The organism is Bacillus sp. AFS041924 (assembly GCF_002577195.1).
GTDB lineage: Bacteria > Bacillota > Bacilli > Bacillales > Bacillaceae_G > Gottfriedia.
In genome coordinates this window covers 21,169-39,462 of sequence record NZ_NULG01000012.1, presented here as the reverse complement: position 1 = coordinate 39,462, position 18,294 = coordinate 21,169, and the positions used below count along the sequence as shown (strand labels likewise).

15 protein-coding genes are annotated in these 18,294 nt (G+C 34.1%); 12 read left to right on the top strand and 3 right to left on the bottom strand.

Going from position 1 to position 18,294, the window contains the following annotated elements:
• Nucleotides 1-84: 84 nt before the first annotated feature.
• Nucleotides 85-1,023, top strand: coding sequence for a DHH family phosphoesterase (locus COC46_RS04410; RefSeq protein WP_098808541.1), 939 nt, complete (start codon nt 85-87; stop codon nt 1,021-1,023).
• Nucleotides 1,024-1,068: 45 nt separating this feature from the next.
• Here the strand turns inward: COC46_RS04410 and ytrI are convergent, their stop codons facing one another.
• Nucleotides 1,069-1,572, bottom strand: a complete 504-nt coding sequence (gene ytrI / locus COC46_RS04405) for a sporulation membrane protein YtrI (RefSeq protein WP_098808540.1) — start codon at nt 1,570-1,572, stop codon at nt 1,069-1,071.
• Entirely contained in the window at nt 1,572-1,907 is a 336-nt protein-coding gene (gene ytrH / locus COC46_RS04400) for a sporulation membrane protein YtrH (protein WP_304362825.1), read from the bottom strand. The genes ytrI and ytrH overlap by 1 nt, the downstream gene beginning before the upstream one ends.
• Nucleotides 1,908-2,186: 279 nt before the next feature.
• On the opposite strand from ytrH, the gene dnaE reads away from it, so the two are divergent.
• From dnaE to COC46_RS04365, 7 genes are all read left to right on the top strand, one after another.
• Nucleotides 2,187-5,531 carry a DNA polymerase III subunit alpha gene (gene dnaE, locus COC46_RS04395; protein WP_098808539.1) on the top strand — a complete coding sequence of 1,115 codons (3,345 nt, stop codon included), beginning with the start codon at nt 2,187-2,189 and terminating at the stop codon, nt 5,529-5,531.
• Nucleotides 5,532-5,697: 166 nt separating this feature from the next.
• Complete coding sequence (ystJ, locus tag COC46_RS04390; protein ID WP_176545058.1) at nt 5,698-6,900, top strand: NADP-dependent malic enzyme; 1,203 nt, start codon at nt 5,698-5,700, stop codon at nt 6,898-6,900.
• Between the two features lie 370 nt (nt 6,901-7,270).
• Nucleotides 7,271-8,071 carry an acetyl-CoA carboxylase, carboxyltransferase subunit beta gene (gene accD / locus COC46_RS04385; protein ID WP_098808574.1) on the top strand — a complete coding sequence of 267 codons (801 nt, stop codon included), beginning with the start codon at nt 7,271-7,273 and terminating at the stop codon, nt 8,069-8,071.
• A 5-nt stretch (nt 8,072-8,076) separates the two neighbouring features.
• A complete protein-coding gene (gene accA, locus COC46_RS04380; protein WP_369700015.1) occupies nt 8,077-9,027 on the top strand; it encodes an acetyl-CoA carboxylase carboxyl transferase subunit alpha in 951 nt (316 codons plus the stop codon).
• A gap of 246 nt (nt 9,028-9,273) precedes the next feature.
• Entirely contained in the window at nt 9,274-10,233 is a 960-nt protein-coding gene (gene pfkA / locus COC46_RS04375; RefSeq protein WP_098808536.1) for a 6-phosphofructokinase, read from the top strand.
• 74 nt (nt 10,234-10,307) lie between these two features.
• Nucleotides 10,308-12,062, top strand: a complete 1,755-nt coding sequence (pyk, locus tag COC46_RS04370; RefSeq protein WP_098808535.1) for a pyruvate kinase — start codon at nt 10,308-10,310, stop codon at nt 12,060-12,062.
• 99 nt (nt 12,063-12,161) lie between these two features.
• Nucleotides 12,162-12,557, top strand: coding sequence for an FxsA family protein (locus tag COC46_RS04365; RefSeq protein WP_098808534.1), 396 nt, complete (start codon nt 12,162-12,164; stop codon nt 12,555-12,557).
• Nucleotides 12,558-12,819: 262 nt separating this feature from the next.
• Here the strand turns inward: COC46_RS04365 and ytvI are convergent, their stop codons facing one another.
• Nucleotides 12,820-13,932, bottom strand: coding sequence for a sporulation integral membrane protein YtvI (gene ytvI, locus COC46_RS04360; protein ID WP_098808533.1), 1,113 nt, complete (start codon nt 13,930-13,932; stop codon nt 12,820-12,822).
• Between the two features lie 124 nt (nt 13,933-14,056).
• Between ytvI and COC46_RS04355 the strand changes: the two genes are divergently transcribed.
• From COC46_RS04355 to mdh, 4 genes are all read left to right on the top strand, one after another.
• Nucleotides 14,057-14,515, top strand: a complete 459-nt coding sequence (locus COC46_RS04355) for a DUF441 domain-containing protein (protein WP_098808532.1) — start codon at nt 14,057-14,059, stop codon at nt 14,513-14,515.
• Between the two features lie 177 nt (nt 14,516-14,692).
• The gene (gene citZ, locus COC46_RS04350) at nt 14,693-15,811 is read left to right on the top strand and encodes a citrate synthase (RefSeq protein ID WP_098808531.1); all 1,119 of its coding nucleotides are present in this window, start codon (nt 14,693-14,695) and stop codon (nt 15,809-15,811) included.
• 136 nt (nt 15,812-15,947) lie between these two features.
• The gene (gene icd, locus COC46_RS04345; protein ID WP_098808530.1) at nt 15,948-17,228 is read left to right on the top strand and encodes an NADP-dependent isocitrate dehydrogenase; all 1,281 of its coding nucleotides are present in this window, start codon (nt 15,948-15,950) and stop codon (nt 17,226-17,228) included.
• Between the two features lie 36 nt (nt 17,229-17,264).
• Nucleotides 17,265-18,203, top strand: coding sequence for a malate dehydrogenase (mdh, locus tag COC46_RS04340; RefSeq protein ID WP_098808529.1), 939 nt, complete (start codon nt 17,265-17,267; stop codon nt 18,201-18,203).
• The last annotated feature ends 91 nt before the right edge of the window (nt 18,204-18,294 follow it).

Here is an 18,294-nt window from a genome sequence, read left to right as displayed (position 1 = left end):
CCTTTCAGTAACTAATACATAATTCTATTTTACAGTCATAGAAACTATATTTCAAAAGTTTTCATAATAAAGGAGAGTTTAACGTTGAAGGAACAAATTTTAAAAGATATCCATTCATTTGATACGATAATTATCCACCGTCATGTTCGTCCAGATCCTGATGCAATCGGTTCGCAGTGCGGTTTAGCAGAGATGATTAAAGCTAGTTATCCTGCAAAAAAAGTATATGTTGTAGGACATTTACCACAATCACTAGCGTATTTATATAAAATGGATGAAATTGAAGATGAAGTATATACTGATGCACTAGTTATTGTTTGTGACACTGCAAATACTGAACGAGTAGATGATGCAAGGTATTCAACTGGAAAGAAACTGATTAAAATTGATCATCATCCAAACGTTGATCCATACGGGGATATTATGCATGTTGATACTACTGCAAGCTCAACAAGCGAGTTGATCTTTGAACTTGCTGAAAGCAGTAATGAACAATTAGTTGTAACTGACGCTGCAGCTAGACTAATTTATTCTGGTATTATTGGAGATACGGGAAGATTCCTATTTCCAAGTACAACAGAAAGAACTTTTCATGCAGCGAGCAAATTGATTAAAAAAGATTTTTCGATCAATGAAATTTATAACAATATGTATGAAACTTCAATCGAGATGGCTCATTTAAATGGATATGTTCTTCAAAACTTTAAACTGACAGAAGAGGGAGTCGGTCATATAAACATGACTAAGGCTCTAATGGATGAATATAATGTAAACTCTGAGCAAGCTTCTTTGGCAGTAAGTTCACTTGGACATATAAAAGGAGTAAAAGCTTGGGTAATATTTTTAGAGGAAGATGATTTAATTCGTGTCCGTCTTCGTTCAAAAGGACCAGTAATTAATGGAGTAGCTGCAATGTTTAATGGTGGTGGGCATCCACTTGCATCTGGAGCGAAAATCTTCTCATGGGAAGATGCCGAAAAAGTAGTGGAAGAATTAAAAAAGGTTTGTAGAGAAGGAAACTGAGTTTAAATCATAAATGGGAGGCTTATCGTAACTTTAGCCTCTCATTTATTTTGTACTTTTTATTTTTAATGTAATTTCTAATACTGTATCAAAGTAGATTGTATCTATTTCAAGTTTAAAACGCCGATCATCTTTAATATAAACTTTATTTTCAACTGCTCTTCTTAATAATTCTCGATTTTGAGAAACGCTTTTTATATCTTGGGTGAGTAAATGGCTCAGGTCATTTTTCACATCATTAATAATCCGATTTTCGGTGTATAAGTTTAAATTGTATTGTTTGGAATTTAAGATTGTAACTTTGATTTCTTGTACTGTTAAATTTCGTTTGTTTTCCTTGTTTAATCGAGCCATATTTTCAATTAATATATTTTTAGTTCTTAAATATTCGTTATTAAGCATTTTTAATTCAGAAATTTGTTTTACTTGCTTTTCTTCTGAAACACCGTACATATAGATAAAGACGAGCCAACTAATTATAAAACCGAAAAAAACACCTACAAAAAATTTAGCCCATCCTTGAGGTAGTCGTTCTGGAGGAGCCTTCATTAAACATGCTCCCCTGTAAACCATTGGATAATGACAGTTCCGGTGTGAGTTCCTCCCATTGCAGCGATAATCATAAAAATTTGTTTTATGAATTCAATGATTTCACCTTCAAATAAACCTTTTTCAAAACTATAAAAAGTATCAAAAGTACCACCAATTGCTCCTACAATTGCCCAAATTCGGAGCTTCATCGATAAATCATACATGCTACTTAATGGTGGCTCACCAATAACATAGTGACCAATTGCACCGATAATTGAGCCACCTATTATGATTCCTAGAGAAATAAAATACATTGAAATTAATGCAGGTATAAATGGCAACTTTAGCTCCAATTGTCCTCACTCCTTCAATTAATATATATGGACAAAGTGTGAAGTGTATGATGAGTATTGAATTAGTTTCAAAATTAATCATTAGTTTATATTTTCGCGAACAAAAATAGAATGTAAGTTCGTATTTTGTGATAGAATAGATTATATTATAAAGATGTTTTCGAATATATGGTTTTTATATAAGGATTAAGTAAGTTGTTTTTCACTAAAGGAAAACTCGCTTAACGAGGGGCGAGCCCAGATCCGCATTAAAATAAATAGTTGGTAAGGAGGATGTAGATGAGTTTTGTTCATTTGCAAGTTCAAAGTTCTTATAGTTTATTGCAAAGCGCATGTAAAATAGACGAATTAATAAACGCTGCTGTTAAGCAAGGACATCCTGCGCTTGCAATTGCAGATGAAAACGTCATGTACGGGGTAATTCCTTTTTATCATGCGTGTAAAAAAGCAGGGATTAAGCCAATTATCGGAGTGAAGCTTTTGATTTTAAAAGATGAACAGCAGTCTTTTCCGCTGGTGTTACTAGCTAAAGATTTAACAGGTTATCAAAATCTTTTAAAACTGACAAGTATTATAGGAACAAAATCACCACAAGGAATTCCTAAAAAGTGGTTATCAGCATATAGTAGCGGCGTGATTGCTATTACTCCAGGAATCGATGGGGAAATTGAAAGCTTACTAATGAATGGAGAAATTGAAAGAGCGGTTGTCCAATTAAAGGAATATCAATCAATTTTCGATTACTTTTATATTAGTATTCAAGATCACGGTTTACCTGAAAATCGTTCGCTTTATCCATTGATTAAGCAAATACAAAAAGAAACTAACATAAACCTAGTAGTCACTAACGACGTTCGATATATTGAAAAAGATGATGCGCTTATTCAAGACGCGTTATTTTCAGTTAAAAATGGTACTAAATTATCGGATGAATCAAGGCCAAGACTACATTCGAACGAGTATTACTATAAATCAAAAGAAGAATTGCTGAATTTGTTTGCAGATGAAGAAGAGTCATTTCAAAATACGATACATATTGCTGATTTATGTGATGTAACAATTCCTTTTCATCAGCCGTTATTACCTAAATATCCAGTGCCTGAAGAATATTCAACAGTTGAATATTTAAAGATGGTTTGTGAAAAAGGCCTTATTGAACGATACGGTGAAGTGACTGACGAAATAAAACAAAGATTAGAATTTGAGTTAAATACAATCAATAAAATGGGATTCAATGATTACTTCCTCATAGTTTGGGATTTTATTAAATATGCACATGAGCAAGGTATATTTGTTGGTCCAGGACGTGGTTCGGCTGCGGGATCATTAGTAGCTTACGTTTTAAAAATCACAAATGTCGATCCAATTCATTATCACTTATTATTTGAACGATTTTTAAATGAAGAGAGAATCACAATGCCTGATATTGATATTGATTTCCCAGATCATCGAAGAGATGAAATGATCGATTATGTTGCTGCTAAATATGGTGATGTACATGTTGCGCAAATTATTACATTTGGAACTTTAGGAGCAAAAGCGGCAATTCGAGATATTGCCAGGGTAATGGGGCTTACGCCAACAGAAATAGATAGGTATTCAAAGTTAATTCCTTCAACTCTTGGAATTACTTTAAAAGATGTTTATGAACAATCGAAACCTTTTAGTAGCCATGTTGAGCACTCTGGAATCCATAAGCGCATATATGAGGTAGCGTGCCGAGTTGAAGGATTGCCTCGCCATACAAGTATTCATGCAGCTGGTGTTATCATTTCAGAACTTCCGTTAACGAATGTTGTTCCATTGCAAGAGGGGAATCATGGTGTATTTTTAACACAATATCCGGCTGAAATTCTTGAAGAGCTTGGATTAGTAAAGATGGACTTCCTTGGTCTTCGTAACTTAAGTTTATTGGAAGAGGTCTGTCGATTAATTCATGAAACAAAAGGCGAACTAATTAAATTGGAAGAGATTCCGTTAGAGGATCAAAAAACATTTGAAATCCTTAGTAAAGGAGATACTTCGGGTGTTTTTCAGTTAGAATCATCAGGGATGAGAAGAGTATTACAGCAATTACAGCCAAATCAGTTTGAAGATATTGTAGCTGTAAACGCATTATATCGTCCAGGACCAATGGAGCAAATTCCGAAATTTATTCAATATAAACATGGGCTGGAGAAGGTTACGTATCCACATCCTGTTTTAGAAAAAATATTGGAACCAACTTATGGAGTAATCGTTTATCAAGAGCAGATCATGCAAATTGCTTCAACTCTATCAGGATTTACTTTGAGTGAAGCGGACTTACTTCGTAGAGCTGTTAGTAAAAAGAAGAAGGAAGTTCTAGACGAAGAAAGAATTCATTTTGTAGAAGGAGCAATATCTAAAGGTTATGATGAACAAGTTGCAAATGAAGTATACGATTTAATTGTCCAGTTTGCTAATTATGGATTTAATAGGAGTCATGCTGTTGCATATAGTATGATTGCGTATCAGCTTGCATATTTAAAGGCAAATTTTCCACTTCAATTTTATGCTGCATTATTATCTAGCTTTATAGGAAGTGAAGAGAAAGTATCGAATTATATTGGTGAAGCCAAGTTGAAAGGAATCCCAATCTACTCACCTTCAATCAATAAAAGTCAATATGCATTTGTTGTAGAAGGAAATGGAATTCGATTTAGTTTGTTGGCAATTAAAAATATTGGAATGGCAACTGTTAGAGAAATTCTACAAAAACGTCCTTATAAAGATTTTTTTGATGTATGCATTAAAATATCTCCAAAAGCTTTAAACCGTAAAAGCATAGAAAATTTAATTTTTGCAGGATGCTTCGATGAATTCAAGCTCGATCGTGCAATTTTATTAGCTAATATAGATATTATTTTTGATTATGTGGATATTGTAAGACCTGAAAATGAAGATCAATTTGATTTATTTCTTGATGAAGAATTTGTTCCTAAACCTGAACTAATTATAGTAGATCCAATGAAAATTTCGATAAAGCTTGAACTTGAAAAACAGGCATTAGGAACTTATTTAACAGGACACCCGATTAGTCAATATGAGAAGCTACTTAATGAGAGTGGTGCTTCAACGATCTCATCAATTATGATGAAGAAAGATACAGAGCACCTACTATTTGTCTACATTAAGGATTTAAGAGTAACAAAAACAAAAAAACAACAACACATGGCTTTTTTACAAGTTGAAGATTTAAGTACTTCAATTGATGCAGTCGTATTTCCGACTACATTTGAAAAATACCGCCATAAATTAAAGGAAAAAGAAGTAGTTGTAGTTAAAGCGAAGATTGATGAACGGGAAGAAAGAAAACAATTAATCATAAATGAAGTGCTTACTATTGAAGAAATGGAAGAAATAAACGAGCAAAAGAAGTATACTTTATTTATTAAAATAACGGGACATACTAATAAAAATATTTCTTACACAATACAACAAGCAATCTCAAAGTTTAAAGGGCGTACAAAAGTAGTACTTTATTATGAGGAAGATAAAAAAGCAGTTCAATTATCAGAACAGTATTATGTAAATCCTTCCGTGGCTTGTCTTTCTACGATAAGAAATATTGTAGGAGATGCAAATGTTGTATTAAAGAAATAGACATTCAAGTTCAAACTATTTATTATTAACATGTGATGATATTCAAAAGAAAATTTATATTACCTTTTAAAGAGAAAGTCACTAAGAAATATACAGTTGAAAAGTCAACTCGTCGACATTAGGGAGAGTGAATAGTTTGTCATTATTAAGTGAAGAAGCATTACATATGCATAGAGTACACCAAGGTAAATTAGAAACGGTTTCTAAGGTACCAGTTACAAATGCTAAAGAGCTAAGTTTAGCGTACTCACCAGGTGTTGCCGAGCCTTGTAAAGAAATTTACGAAGAAAAAAGCAGAGTGTATGAATACACAATGAAAGGTAATATGGTTGGTGTAGTTTCGGATGGCTCTGCCGTTTTAGGATTAGGTAATATTGGTCCAGAGGCTGCATTACCTGTTATGGAAGGTAAAGCTGCGTTATTTAAAAGCTTTGCTGGTGTTGATGCATTCCCAATCTGCTTAAATACGCAAGATGTAGAGCAAATCATTCAAACAGTAAAATTATTAGAGCCTACATTTGGTGGAATAAATTTAGAGGATATTGCAGCGCCAAACTGCTTTATTATAGAAGAGCGCTTAAAGCGTGAAACAAATATACCTATATTCCATGACGATCAACATGGAACAGCAATTGTTACTCTTGCCGGTTTAGTTAACGCTTTAAAAATTGTAAATAAAAATATGGCTGATATTAAAGTTGTTCTAAATGGAGCGGGTGCAGCCGGTATTGCTATACTAAAATTATTATATCGATTTGGTGTACGACAAATTATTATGTGTGATACGAAAGGTGCGATTTACGAAGGTCGCCCAGCAGGTATGAATAGCGTAAAAAATGAAGTTGCTAAATATACAAATAAAGATAAGATACAAGGTAGCCTTAGAGAAGTAATTGAAGGTGCTGATGTGTTTATCGGGGTTTCTGTAAAAGGAGCTGTAACACAAGAAATGGTTCGTTCAATGAATGAAAATGCAATTATCTTTGCAATGGCTAATCCCGATCCAGAAATTATGCCTGAAGATGCAAAAGAAGCAGGTGCTTTAGTAATTGGTACTGGACGAAGTGATTACCCTAACCAAGTAAATAACGTTCTTGCATTCCCAGGAATTTTCCGTGGAGCGTTAGATGTTCGTGCTACACATATTAATGAAGAGATGAAAATTGCTGCGGTTCATGCAATTGCAAGCTTAGTAAGTGAAAAGGATCTATCACCTGATTTTATTATTCCAGCCCCATTTGATCCACGCGTTGCTCCAAAAGTAGCTGCTGGTGTGGCAAAAGCTGCTATGGAAACAGGAGTTGCTAGGCTGAATATTGATCCAAAAGATATTGAAGAAAAAACAAAAAAACTAGCGTTAATTAAATAGTTTTATTACCAGATAATAATATTAATGGGGATAGTATTACAGTACTAAATTTAAGTAATGTAGTACTATCCTTTTTTATCTGATATAATAATGAGATGTGATAAAAAAATCATTAAAATTGTTGAAAATAAAGGAATTTCAAAAAAATTGTATAATATTTTTCTTGATGATATTTTACAAATTTCAAGTCGTTAAGATGACTGGAATGACGAATTTTAGCTGAATTTTATCGACAAATGTTAACAAAAAGTGTATAACATTTATAGTATCCTATTAGTAATTAGTACTAAATAAGTTGGGAGGAATTAGGTTGCAAATCAAAGACTTATTTTCCAAAAAGAAAAAATATGCATCTATACCTTCAGAAGTAATGAGACAAGATTTACCTGACGGTGTTATGACAAAATGTCCTAAATGTAAAAAAATAAGTATTACAAAAGAATTAATAAAAAACCTAAAAGTTTGTAATAATTGTGGATATCACCATCAAATGACAGCATTTGAAAGAATCGAAAGCTTAATTGATGAAGATACATTTGAAGAGTTTGATCAAAATATGATTTCAGCGAATCCTTTAAACTTCCCGGATTATATCGAGAAGCTTGAAGGTGATCGTAAAAAAACTGAGCTTAACGAGGCTATTGTTACAGGAAAAGGAAATATCGACGGAATTCCTGTTGTTATAGCAGTTATGGATGCAAGATTCCGAATGGGAAGTATGGGATCTGTTGTAGGAGAAAAAATAACTCGTGCAGTTGAGCGCGCTTCATCTGACGGTTTACCATTTATTATTTTTACTGCATCTGGAGGGGCTCGAATGCAGGAAGGTATTTTAAGCTTAATGCAAATGGCAAAAACTAGTGCTGCGCTTAAGAAACATAGTGAGCTAGGCTATTTAGCAATTTCAATTATGACAAATCCAACGACAGGTGGCGTATCGGCTAGCTTTGCATCTTTAGGTGATTTTAATTTTGCAGAGCCTGGTGCATTAATTGGTTTTGCAGGTAGACGTATTATTGAACAAACAATCCGTGAAGAATTACCTGAGGACTTCCAAACGGCTGAATTCCTTTTAAATCATGGTCAGCTTGATGCAGTGATTTCACGTCTAGAATTACGATCAAAATTATTTACGGTACTTAACTTACATCGAGGGGGTGTCTTGCAATAGTGGTTATGTTAGAATTCGAAAAACCGATTCATGAGCTAAAGACGAAAATAGACGAATTAAAAGTTTATACAAGTCAACATGATGTAGATTTTTCTGAGGAAATTAGACGATTAGAAGAACGTTTAAAAACTTTAGAAAATGAAATATATGGTAACATGGGAGTTTGGGATCGCGTACAAGTTGCCAGACATCCAGAAAGACCAACTACATTAGATTATATTAATAGATTATTTACTGATTTCATTGAATGTCATGGTGATCGATTATTTGGTGATGATGCTGCAATCGTTTCAGGAATCGCATCTTACCGTGGATTACCAGTTACGATTGTTGGACATCAACGTGGTAAAGATACAAAAGAAAATATTAGACGTAACTTCGGAATGCCACACCCTGAAGGATACCGTAAAGCTCTTCGTCTAATGAAGCAAGCAGAGAAATTTAACAGACCGATTATCGCATTTATCGATACAAAAGGTGCATATCCAGGTAAAGCAGCTGAAGAACGTGGACAAAGTGAAGCAATTGCTCGGAATATTTTTGAGATGGCAGGCTTAAAAGTCCCTACTATTTGTATTGTAATAGGTGAAGGCGGTAGTGGTGGTGCACTAGCATTAGGAATCGGTAATAAGTTATTAATGTTAGAAAACTCAACTTACTCGGTTATTTCACCTGAAGGCGCAGCAGCATTACTATGGAAAGATTCTTCACAAGCACGTAGAGCTGCTGAAACAATGAAAATTACAGCTCCAGACTTATTAGAATTAGGTGTTGTAGACCAAATTATACCTGAAGTAAAAGGTGGAGCACAAAATGATGTTGAACAACAGGCTAAGTATATCGATAAATATTTATACGAGACATTGAAGTCACTTCTATATATGGATAAAGAAGAGCTAGTTCAACAAAGATATGAAAAACACGCAAAGTTAGGAAAAATTTCTTTTTACCAATAATATTTAGTTTAACTTCTAGAGTGTGTGAAACAATATGTTAGCATGCTCTTTTTGTATTTTTTTTAGAAATTAGTAAAAAATAGCATTATGCATAGAGACTATCGTCAGACTTTTTACCCGTGTTTCATTTATTAAAAAAAGTTTATGAAAAAGTTCACATTATTTCTATTGTTTAAAAATGTATTACATGGTACTTTATTTAAATGAATAAATGCATAAGGTAAAAATCATTGAGGTGAATACATAATGAAGAGAATAGGCGTATTAACTAGTGGAGGAGACTCTCCAGGAATGAACGCTGCAGTACGTGCAGTTGTAAGGAAAGCGATTTTCCATGGACTAGAAGTATATGGAGTATACCAAGGTTATTCTGGTCTTATTAATGGAAATATTGAAAAGCTTGAATTAGGTTCTGTTGGTGATATTATTCACCGTGGTGGTACAAAATTACTTAGTGCACGTTGTCCAGAATTTAAAACTTTAGAAGGACAAATGAAAGGAATTGAACAGCTTAAAAAGTTTGGAATTGAAGGATTAGTTGTTATTGGTGGAGATGGTTCTTATCAAGGTGCAAAAAAACTGACAGAACATGGCTACCCATGCGTTGGCGTCCCAGGCACGATTGATAATGATATTCCTGGTACTGATTTTACAATTGGTTTTGATACAGCATTAAACACTGTAATTGATGCGATTGATAAAATTCGTGATACAGCAACATCACATGAGCGTACATATGTTATTGAAGTAATGGGACGTAATGCAGGTGATATTGCCTTATGGGCAGGTTTAGCTGATGGAGCAGAAACGATTTTAATACCTGAATGTGATTATGATATGGATGATATTATCAGTAAATTAAACCGCGGTAGTGAGCGTGGTAAAAAACATAGTATCATTGTAGTTGCAGAAGGCGTTGGAAGTGCAATTGAGATTGGTAAAGTAATTCAAGAGCGAACTAACTTTGACACTCGTGTAACAGTATTAGGACATGTTCAACGTGGTGGTTCACCAAGTGCTGCAGATCGAGTTCTAGCAAGTCGATTAGGAGCAAGAGCCGTAGAACTTCTTATGGAAGGCAAAGGTGGACGTTGTGTCGGAATCCAAAATAATAAGTTAGTTGATCATGATATTATCGAAGCGTTATCTAAAAAGCATGAACTTGATCGAGATATGTATCAATTATCTCAAGAGCTTTCAATTTAATTTAAATCGATTTGATTGAGCAATCGATTTCACAAGAAGAGTTTTGAGTTTTATATAAATTTGGAGGGTAAAAAATGCGTAAAACAAAAATAGTTTGTACGATTGGTCCTGCTAGTGAATCGGTCGAAAAATTAGTAGAGTTAATTAATGCAGGAATGAACGTAGCACGTTTAAATTTCTCGCATGGTTCTCATGAAGAGCATGCAGCAAGAATTAGAAGCATTCGCGAAGCTTCAGAGAAGACTGGTAGAACTGTAGCGATTCTATTAGATACAAAAGGTCCTGAAATTCGTACTTTAGATTTTGAAGGTGGCCAAGCGGAATTAAAAACTGGTAATGAAGTTATTATTACAACTGAGCCAGTAGTTGGTACAGCAGAAAAATTTGCAGTATCATACGAAGGATTAATTGATGATGTACATATTGGATCAAGAATCCTGATCGATGATGGATTAATAGGATTAGAAGTAATTGGTATTGAAGGAAATGAAATTCGTACTAAAGTGTTAAACAGCGGTTTAGTAAAAAACAAAAAAGGTGTAAACGTACCAAATGTACGTGTAAATTTACCTGGTATTACAGAAAAAGATATCAGTGATATTGAATTTGGTATTGAGCAAAATGTTGATTTTATTGCTGCATCTTTCGTTCGTAAAGCATCAGATGTACTAGAAATTCGTGAACTTTTAGGTAAACATGGCGCTGATTATATTCAAATTATCCCGAAAATCGAGAACCAAGAAGGGATCGATAATATCGATGAAATTCTTGAAGTATCTGATGGTTTAATGGTTGCACGTGGTGATATGGGTGTAGAAATTCCACCTGAAGAGGTACCAATTGTTCAAAAACTGTTAATTAAAAAATGTAATAACTTAGGCAAACCAGTTATTACAGCTACTCAAATGTTAGATTCAATGCAACGTAATCCACGTCCTACACGAGCAGAAGCAAGTGATGTTGCAAACGCAATTCTTGATGGAACTGACGCAATTATGTTATCAGGTGAAACTGCTGCAGGTTCATACCCTGTTGAATCGGTTTCAATGATGAACTCGATTGCACTTCGAATTGAAAAAAGTTTACAGTACGAAGAATTATTTAAGAAGCGTCAAAGAGAAAATAAAGGAACGATTACAGATGCTATTGGTCAATCTGTTGCAGCAACAGCTTTAAACTTAAAAGTAGCTGCAATTATTGCTCCAACAGAGAGTGGACATACTGCGAAAATGATTTCGAAATATCGTCCAAAAGCTCCAATTTTAGCAATCACTTCTGATATTCGTATTTGCCGTCGTTTAACGTTAGTGTGGGGTGTTCAAACTGAATATAGAGTAAGAGCAAACTCAACGGACGAAATGTTACAACATGCAATGGAAGCGGCTCAAGACGCTAAATTCGTTTCAAATGGTGATACTGTTATCATTACTGCTGGAATACCAGTTGGTGAAACAGGAATGACTAATATGATGAAAATCCATGTAGTTGGAGATGTAATTGCTCAAGGTCAAGGTATTGGGCGTAAAACTGCTGCAGGAAAAGTTGTCATTGCAAAAACTGGTGAAGAAGCTGTTTCTAAAGTAACTCCAGGAAGTATACTTGTAACAAATAGCACTGATAAAGACATGATGCCAGCGATCGAAAGAGCAGCAGCAATTATTACTGAAGAAGGTGGATTAACTAGCCATGCCGCAGTAGTAGGTGTTAGCTTAGGAATTCCTGTAATTGTTGGAGTTGATAATGCAACAAACATCTTAGTAAACGGTCAAGCAGTTACAGTAGATGCTTCTAGAGGAATTGTTAGTACAGGACATAAAAGCATATTTTAAGATATAATAGAGAGAAGGACAAAGCTACCTTCTCTTTATTTTTTTACTTTATAAAAACTAAGTTAGCTATTTTAAATCTAAGTAAGAGGTGAAACTATCATGAAAAAACTTGTTGGTTGGCTAGTGTTAATTCCGTTAATTGATTTGTTTTGTTTGACACTACTTGGTAGAGTAATCGGTTCCTTATCAATATTCCTTTGGCTAATCGGAACGGTTTTAATTGGCATATATATCATGAGAACCGTTTGGGTCACAGTGAAACAACAAGCAGGGGAACAGCTTTTAGCAGGCAAAATGCCAGATTTAATCATGATAGAAGGATTATCATTTTTTCTAATCGGTCTATTATTTTTTATTCCAGGACCAATTACAGATTTATTGGCAATAGTACTGTTGATTAAACCAATTAGAATTAAGCTCGTTCAACGACTTCTTTATTTTGTAATGAAAAAGTTTAAAGGGAATGTTGTTTGGACTGGATTTATAAAAAAGTAGGAAATTAAATGAAATCGAAAGATAGGGATAAAAATGATTACCTATCTTTTTTTGTGTTTAAAAATTTTTAAAACGAAGCTGACTGTCATAGCAAAGGATACGAAAGGTAAAATTAGAGCACTAAAGTCAATTATTGTAAATAAATCATGATGATAGATTTAACTAAAATAAGCCCATGGAACTATTCGTTCACAAGGGCTAAGTGTGTAGACAAAGTCCAAAAATTTGATTTTTGTTTAAAACTTCATGATAGATAACATTGTTAATTTGGACCTTTTATATAATACCAAAGTTCATGGAAGACTCTTGCTCGATATAAAGTTGATAAAATCACTAAAGTTACTGGACCAGCAATTAATCCTAATAAACCAAAAAATTTAAAACCAACAAATAACGAGATTAAAGTAGGAAGTGGATGTAACCCAATATTTGAAGATAGAACTTTTGGTTCTGCAAGCTGACGCTGGACAATTACAACACCATATAAAATTGCGAGACCAATCGTTAATTTATAATCGCTTGATAGGAATGAATATAGGATCCATGGTACGAAAATTAAGCCTGTTCCTAAGTAAGGGAGTAAGTCTATGAAGCCAATAAGAATAGCTATTGTGATTGCGAAAGGAATTCTAAGGATTAATAAACCGATTAAGACTAGCACTGTTGTCATAGAAATAAGAGTAATATGTGCTTTAATAAAACCAAATAATGCTTTTTTTAAATCGATAAAAATTGTTTTACTGTAATGTTGGAGTCGATTTGGAGTATATTTAGCGAATAAATTTTTTATTTTGTACCAATCTTTACTAATAAAGAATGTTGCTAATAAAGATACGAAAATTAAAGTAGCAGTATTTGGTAGTAAAGCGATTACTAATTTAATTCCTACAATAATTCCATTTAATGCTTCTTTGCCTAGATTTATTGCCGAATCGCCAATCGATTGTATATTTGTGCGAATGGTTTGTTGTTGCCCAGCACCTAGTTGACTGTATTTACTCATAATTAAATCGTATAAAGGAATTACTTTGTCAGTAACCATATTTTCAACGAAATAAATTAATCGTTCAAAGCTCTCTGGAACAACTTGAACTAAATAGGTTGACCCGGAAATGATTTCTGTTATTAGTAATGTAAACAATCCTGCTAGAACGGCTAATAGTAAAATAATCGATAAAAATGCTGCTATACCTCTTGGAATTCTGGCTTTTTCATTTAATAAATTAACTAGTGGATTTAAAAGATATGCAATGATTAATGCGATGATGAAAGGGTATGTAAATTTTGTTATGAATAAAGCAACGTACAGACCTAAAATAATACAAACGATAACAAATAAAAACCGAATAATCTGAAAAACTAAAGTTCTACTCAAACTTTTACCTCCTTCCAATATGAAATGAGTCCTCTTGTCTTTATTTTATCAAGAATTATTTTTTTATAATAGTAAAGTTTGGTAGTATTTATTAATAAATTATTCATTAAGGGGAAACTAACAAATGAGTGAATCGACAATATTTCTCTTAGTATTATTATTAATCGGTGCAATTGCAAAAAATAACTCTTTAATAATTTCAATTATAGTATTGTTAGTACTAAAATATACTCCTCTAGGAGAACGAGTATTTCCATACATGCAGTCTAAAGGAATTAATTTAGGAGTAACCGTTATTACGATTGCTGTTTTAGTACCAATAGCTACTGGTGAAATTGGTTTTAAAAATTTGATCGATGCATTAAAATCTCCTGTTGCATGGATCGCGTTATTATCAGGTATAGCAGTAGCTCTGCTTGCAAAAGGTGGAGTGCAATTACTTGCAACAAGCCCACAAATAACAGCAGCATTAGTACTAGGTACTGTATTGTCTGTAGCAGTATTTAAAGGGGTTGCGGTAGGTCCATTAATAGGTGCTGGAATCGCATATCTATTCATTTGGATTATAGAATTAATTAAGTAATTGCATAATAATTATATTTTAGTAAATTGTTTTCATTCACAAAAGTCAGATTATTGTTTATAATAAATGATAGTAGGGTTCCTTTCTATGTATACTCGGTATTTTAAAAGAGTTATACCAGTATATGTATGTAATAAATACTAGGGGAAATTTTTTTCGTAAAGGAGAGAGGGGAATATGACAGTTAAAAGTGGTTTAGAGGGTGTTGTTGCAGCTACGACTTCTATAAGTTCTATTATTGATGATACATTAACTTATGTAGGTATTGGTATTGATGAATTAGCAGAATATGCAAGTTTTGAAGAAGTAGTATATTTATTATGGCATCGCAAGTTACCAAATAAGGATCAACTAAAAGAACTTTCGTCTCAATTAGCAGATAATGCTGAGTTACCAGAAGAAGTTATTACTTACTTAAAATCAACTAACTTAAAAAATGTACATCCTATGACAGTACTACGTACAGTAATTTCAATGCTTGCATTATATGATAAAAATGCTGAAGCAATGGACTCAAATTCAAATTATCTTAAAGCAATCCAACTTCAAGCTAAAATTTCGACTTTTGTGGCAGCGTTTTCTCGTATTCGTAAAGGGCTTGAACCAGTTGCCCCTAATAAAGATTTATCATTCTCAGCTAACTTCTTATACATGATGACGGGTGATAAACCGAATGCAATTGCAGAAGAAGCAATTAATAAAGCTTTAGTACTACATGCTGATCATGAATTAAATGCTTCAACTTTTACTGCACGCGTTTGCGTAGCTACTTTATCAGATATTTATTCAGGTATTACAGCTGCAATTGGTGCTTTAAAAGGTCCTTTACACGGCGGCGCAAATGAAAGCGTTATGAAAATGTTAGCTGAAATCGGTGAGATTGAAAATGTGGAAACTTACATCCAAGAGAAAATGGATGCTAAAGCTAAAATCATGGGATTCGGACATCGCGTTTACCGTGGTGGAGACCCACGTGCAAAACATTTAAAAGAAATGTCTCGTCAGTTAGGTGCTATTACTGGAGAACTAAAATGGTACACAATGTCTGAGAAAATTGAAGAACTTGTTACAACTCAAAAGAATATTCCGCCAAATGTTGATTTCTACTCTGCATCTGTATATCACAGCTTAGGAATTGAACATGATTTATTTACACCAATCTTTGCTATTAGCCGTATGTCTGGTTGGACTGCTCACATTTTAGAACAATACGATAACAACCGTATTATTCGTCCGCGTGCAGATTATACAGGACCAGAGAAAAACTCTTACATTCCAATTGAAGAGCGTGCATAAGAAAGAGATTGAATACTTAAAATAGTATTTAATATCCGAATAATAGTGGTATAGTAAAGAGAGGGAGAGGAATCTTCCTCTCAAAAGCATGTGTTTAAATGAATTTTAACTATTTATCCAAGGGGGAGCATGTAATATGCAAGCTGAAAAAATTACATTAGTAGACGGCAAATTAAACGTGCCAAACAATCCAATTATTCCTTTTATTGAAGGCGATGGGACAGGCCCAGATATTTGGGCAGCATCTTCACGTGTATTAGATGCAGCTGTTGAAAAAGCTTATAATGGATCACGCAAAATTGAATGGAAAGAAGTTCTTGCTGGAGAAAAAGCATTCAATGTTACTGGCGAATGGTTACCACAAGAAACTTTAAATGTTATTGAAGAATATATGATCGCAATTAAAGGACCTTTAACAACTCCAGTTGGTGGTGGAATTCGTTCTTTAAACGTTGCTCTACGTCAAGAATTAGATTTATTTGTATGCCTACGTCCAGTACGTTACTTTGAAGGTGTACCTTCACCAGTTAAACGTCCTGAAGATACAGACATGGTAATCTTCCGTGAAAACACTGAAGATATCTATGCTGGTATCGAATATGAAAAAGGTTCTGAAGCAGTACAAAAAGTAATCGAGTTCTTACAAAAAGAAATGGGTGTTAATAAAATCCGCTTCCCAGAAACATCTGGTATCGGTATTAAACCAGTTTCTGAAGAAGGTACAAAACGTCTTGTACGCGCTGCAATCAATTACGCAATTCAAGAAAACCGCAAATCATTAACTTTAGTTCATAAAGGTAATATCATGAAATTTACTGAAGGCGCGTTTAAGAACTGGGGTTATGAAGTTGCTGAGCAAGAGTTCGGTGATAAAGTGTTTACTTGGGCGGAATATGATCGTATTGTAGAAACAAGTGGTAAAGATGCTGCAAACAAAGCAATGGACGATGCAGAAAAAGCAGGAAAAATCCTAGTAAAAGATAGCATTGCTGATATCTTCTTACAACAAATCTTAACTAGACCACGTGAGTTTGATGTAGTAGCTACAATGAACTTAAATGGTGACTATATTTCAGATGCACTTGCTGCTCAAGTTGGTGGAATTGGTATCGCTCCTGGAGCAAATATCAACTACGAAACTGGACATGCAATTTTTGAAGCTACACATGGAACAGCACCTAAATATGCTGGATTAGATAAAGTTAACCCATCTTCAGTTATTCTTTCTGGAGTATTAATGCTTGAGCATATGGGTTGGAACGAAGCAGCTTCTATGATTCTTAAATCAATGGAAAAAACGATTGCTTCAAAAGTTGTAACTTATGACTTCGCTCGTTTAATGGATGGCGCAACTGAAGTGAAATGTTCTGAATTTGCAAACGAATTAATTTCAAATATGGAAGCAGTTCTTGTATAATTAAGTTGTGTTTGTAAACAAAAGGGAGGTATTTGTATGTCAATTCGTAGACGTAAAATTTCTGTAGTAGGTGCTGGATTTACTGGTGCTACAACGGCTTTCTTGCTTGCACAAAAAGAATTAGGGGATGTAGTAATAGTTGATATTCCACAACTAGAAAACCCTACAAAAGGCAAAGCCTTAGATATGCTTGAAGCAAGTCCAGTTCAAGGATTTGATGCGAACATTATTGGTACTAGTGATTACGCTGATACTGCTGATTCAGATGTAGTCGTAATCACAGCAGGAATCGCCCGCAAACCGGGTATGAGTCGTGACGATCTAGTATCAACTAACTCGAACATCATGAAGGCAGTTACTCGTGAAATCGTAAAATACTCTCCTAGCTGTACAATCGTGGTGTTAACAAACCCGGTTGATGCAATGACATATACCGTATACAAAGAAGCAGGATTTCCAAAACACCGTGTAATCGGACAATCTGGAGTTCTTGACACAGCACGTTTCAGAACGTTCGTAGCCCAAGAATTAAACTTATCTGTTAAAGATATTTCAGGATTTGTTTTAGGTGGTCACGGAGACGATATGGTACCATTAGTCCGTTATTCATATGCTGGTGGTATTCCATTAGAAAAACTAATTCCACAAGATCGTTTAGATGCTATTGTTGAGCGTACTCGTAAGGGTGGCGGAGAAATCGTTAATTTACTGGGGAACGGCAGTGCATATTACGCACCTGCAGCTTCTTTAGTAGAAATGGTGGAATCTATACTTAAAGACCAACGTCGCGTGTTACCTACTATCGCTTATTTAGAAGGCGAATATGGTTACAGCGGTATATACTTAGGAGTTCCTACAATTATCGGTGGAAACGGTATTGAACAAATTATCGAATTAGATTTAACTGCTGATGAAAAAGCAGCATTAGATCGTTCAGTAGCAGCTGTTAAAAGCGTAATGAACGTTTTAGCTTAAAATAAAGACCCACAAGTAAGTAATTTCACTTTGTGGGTCTTTTCTTTTCATTTAATTCTATCTTTTTAGATCTGTTCATTCGATCGCCACA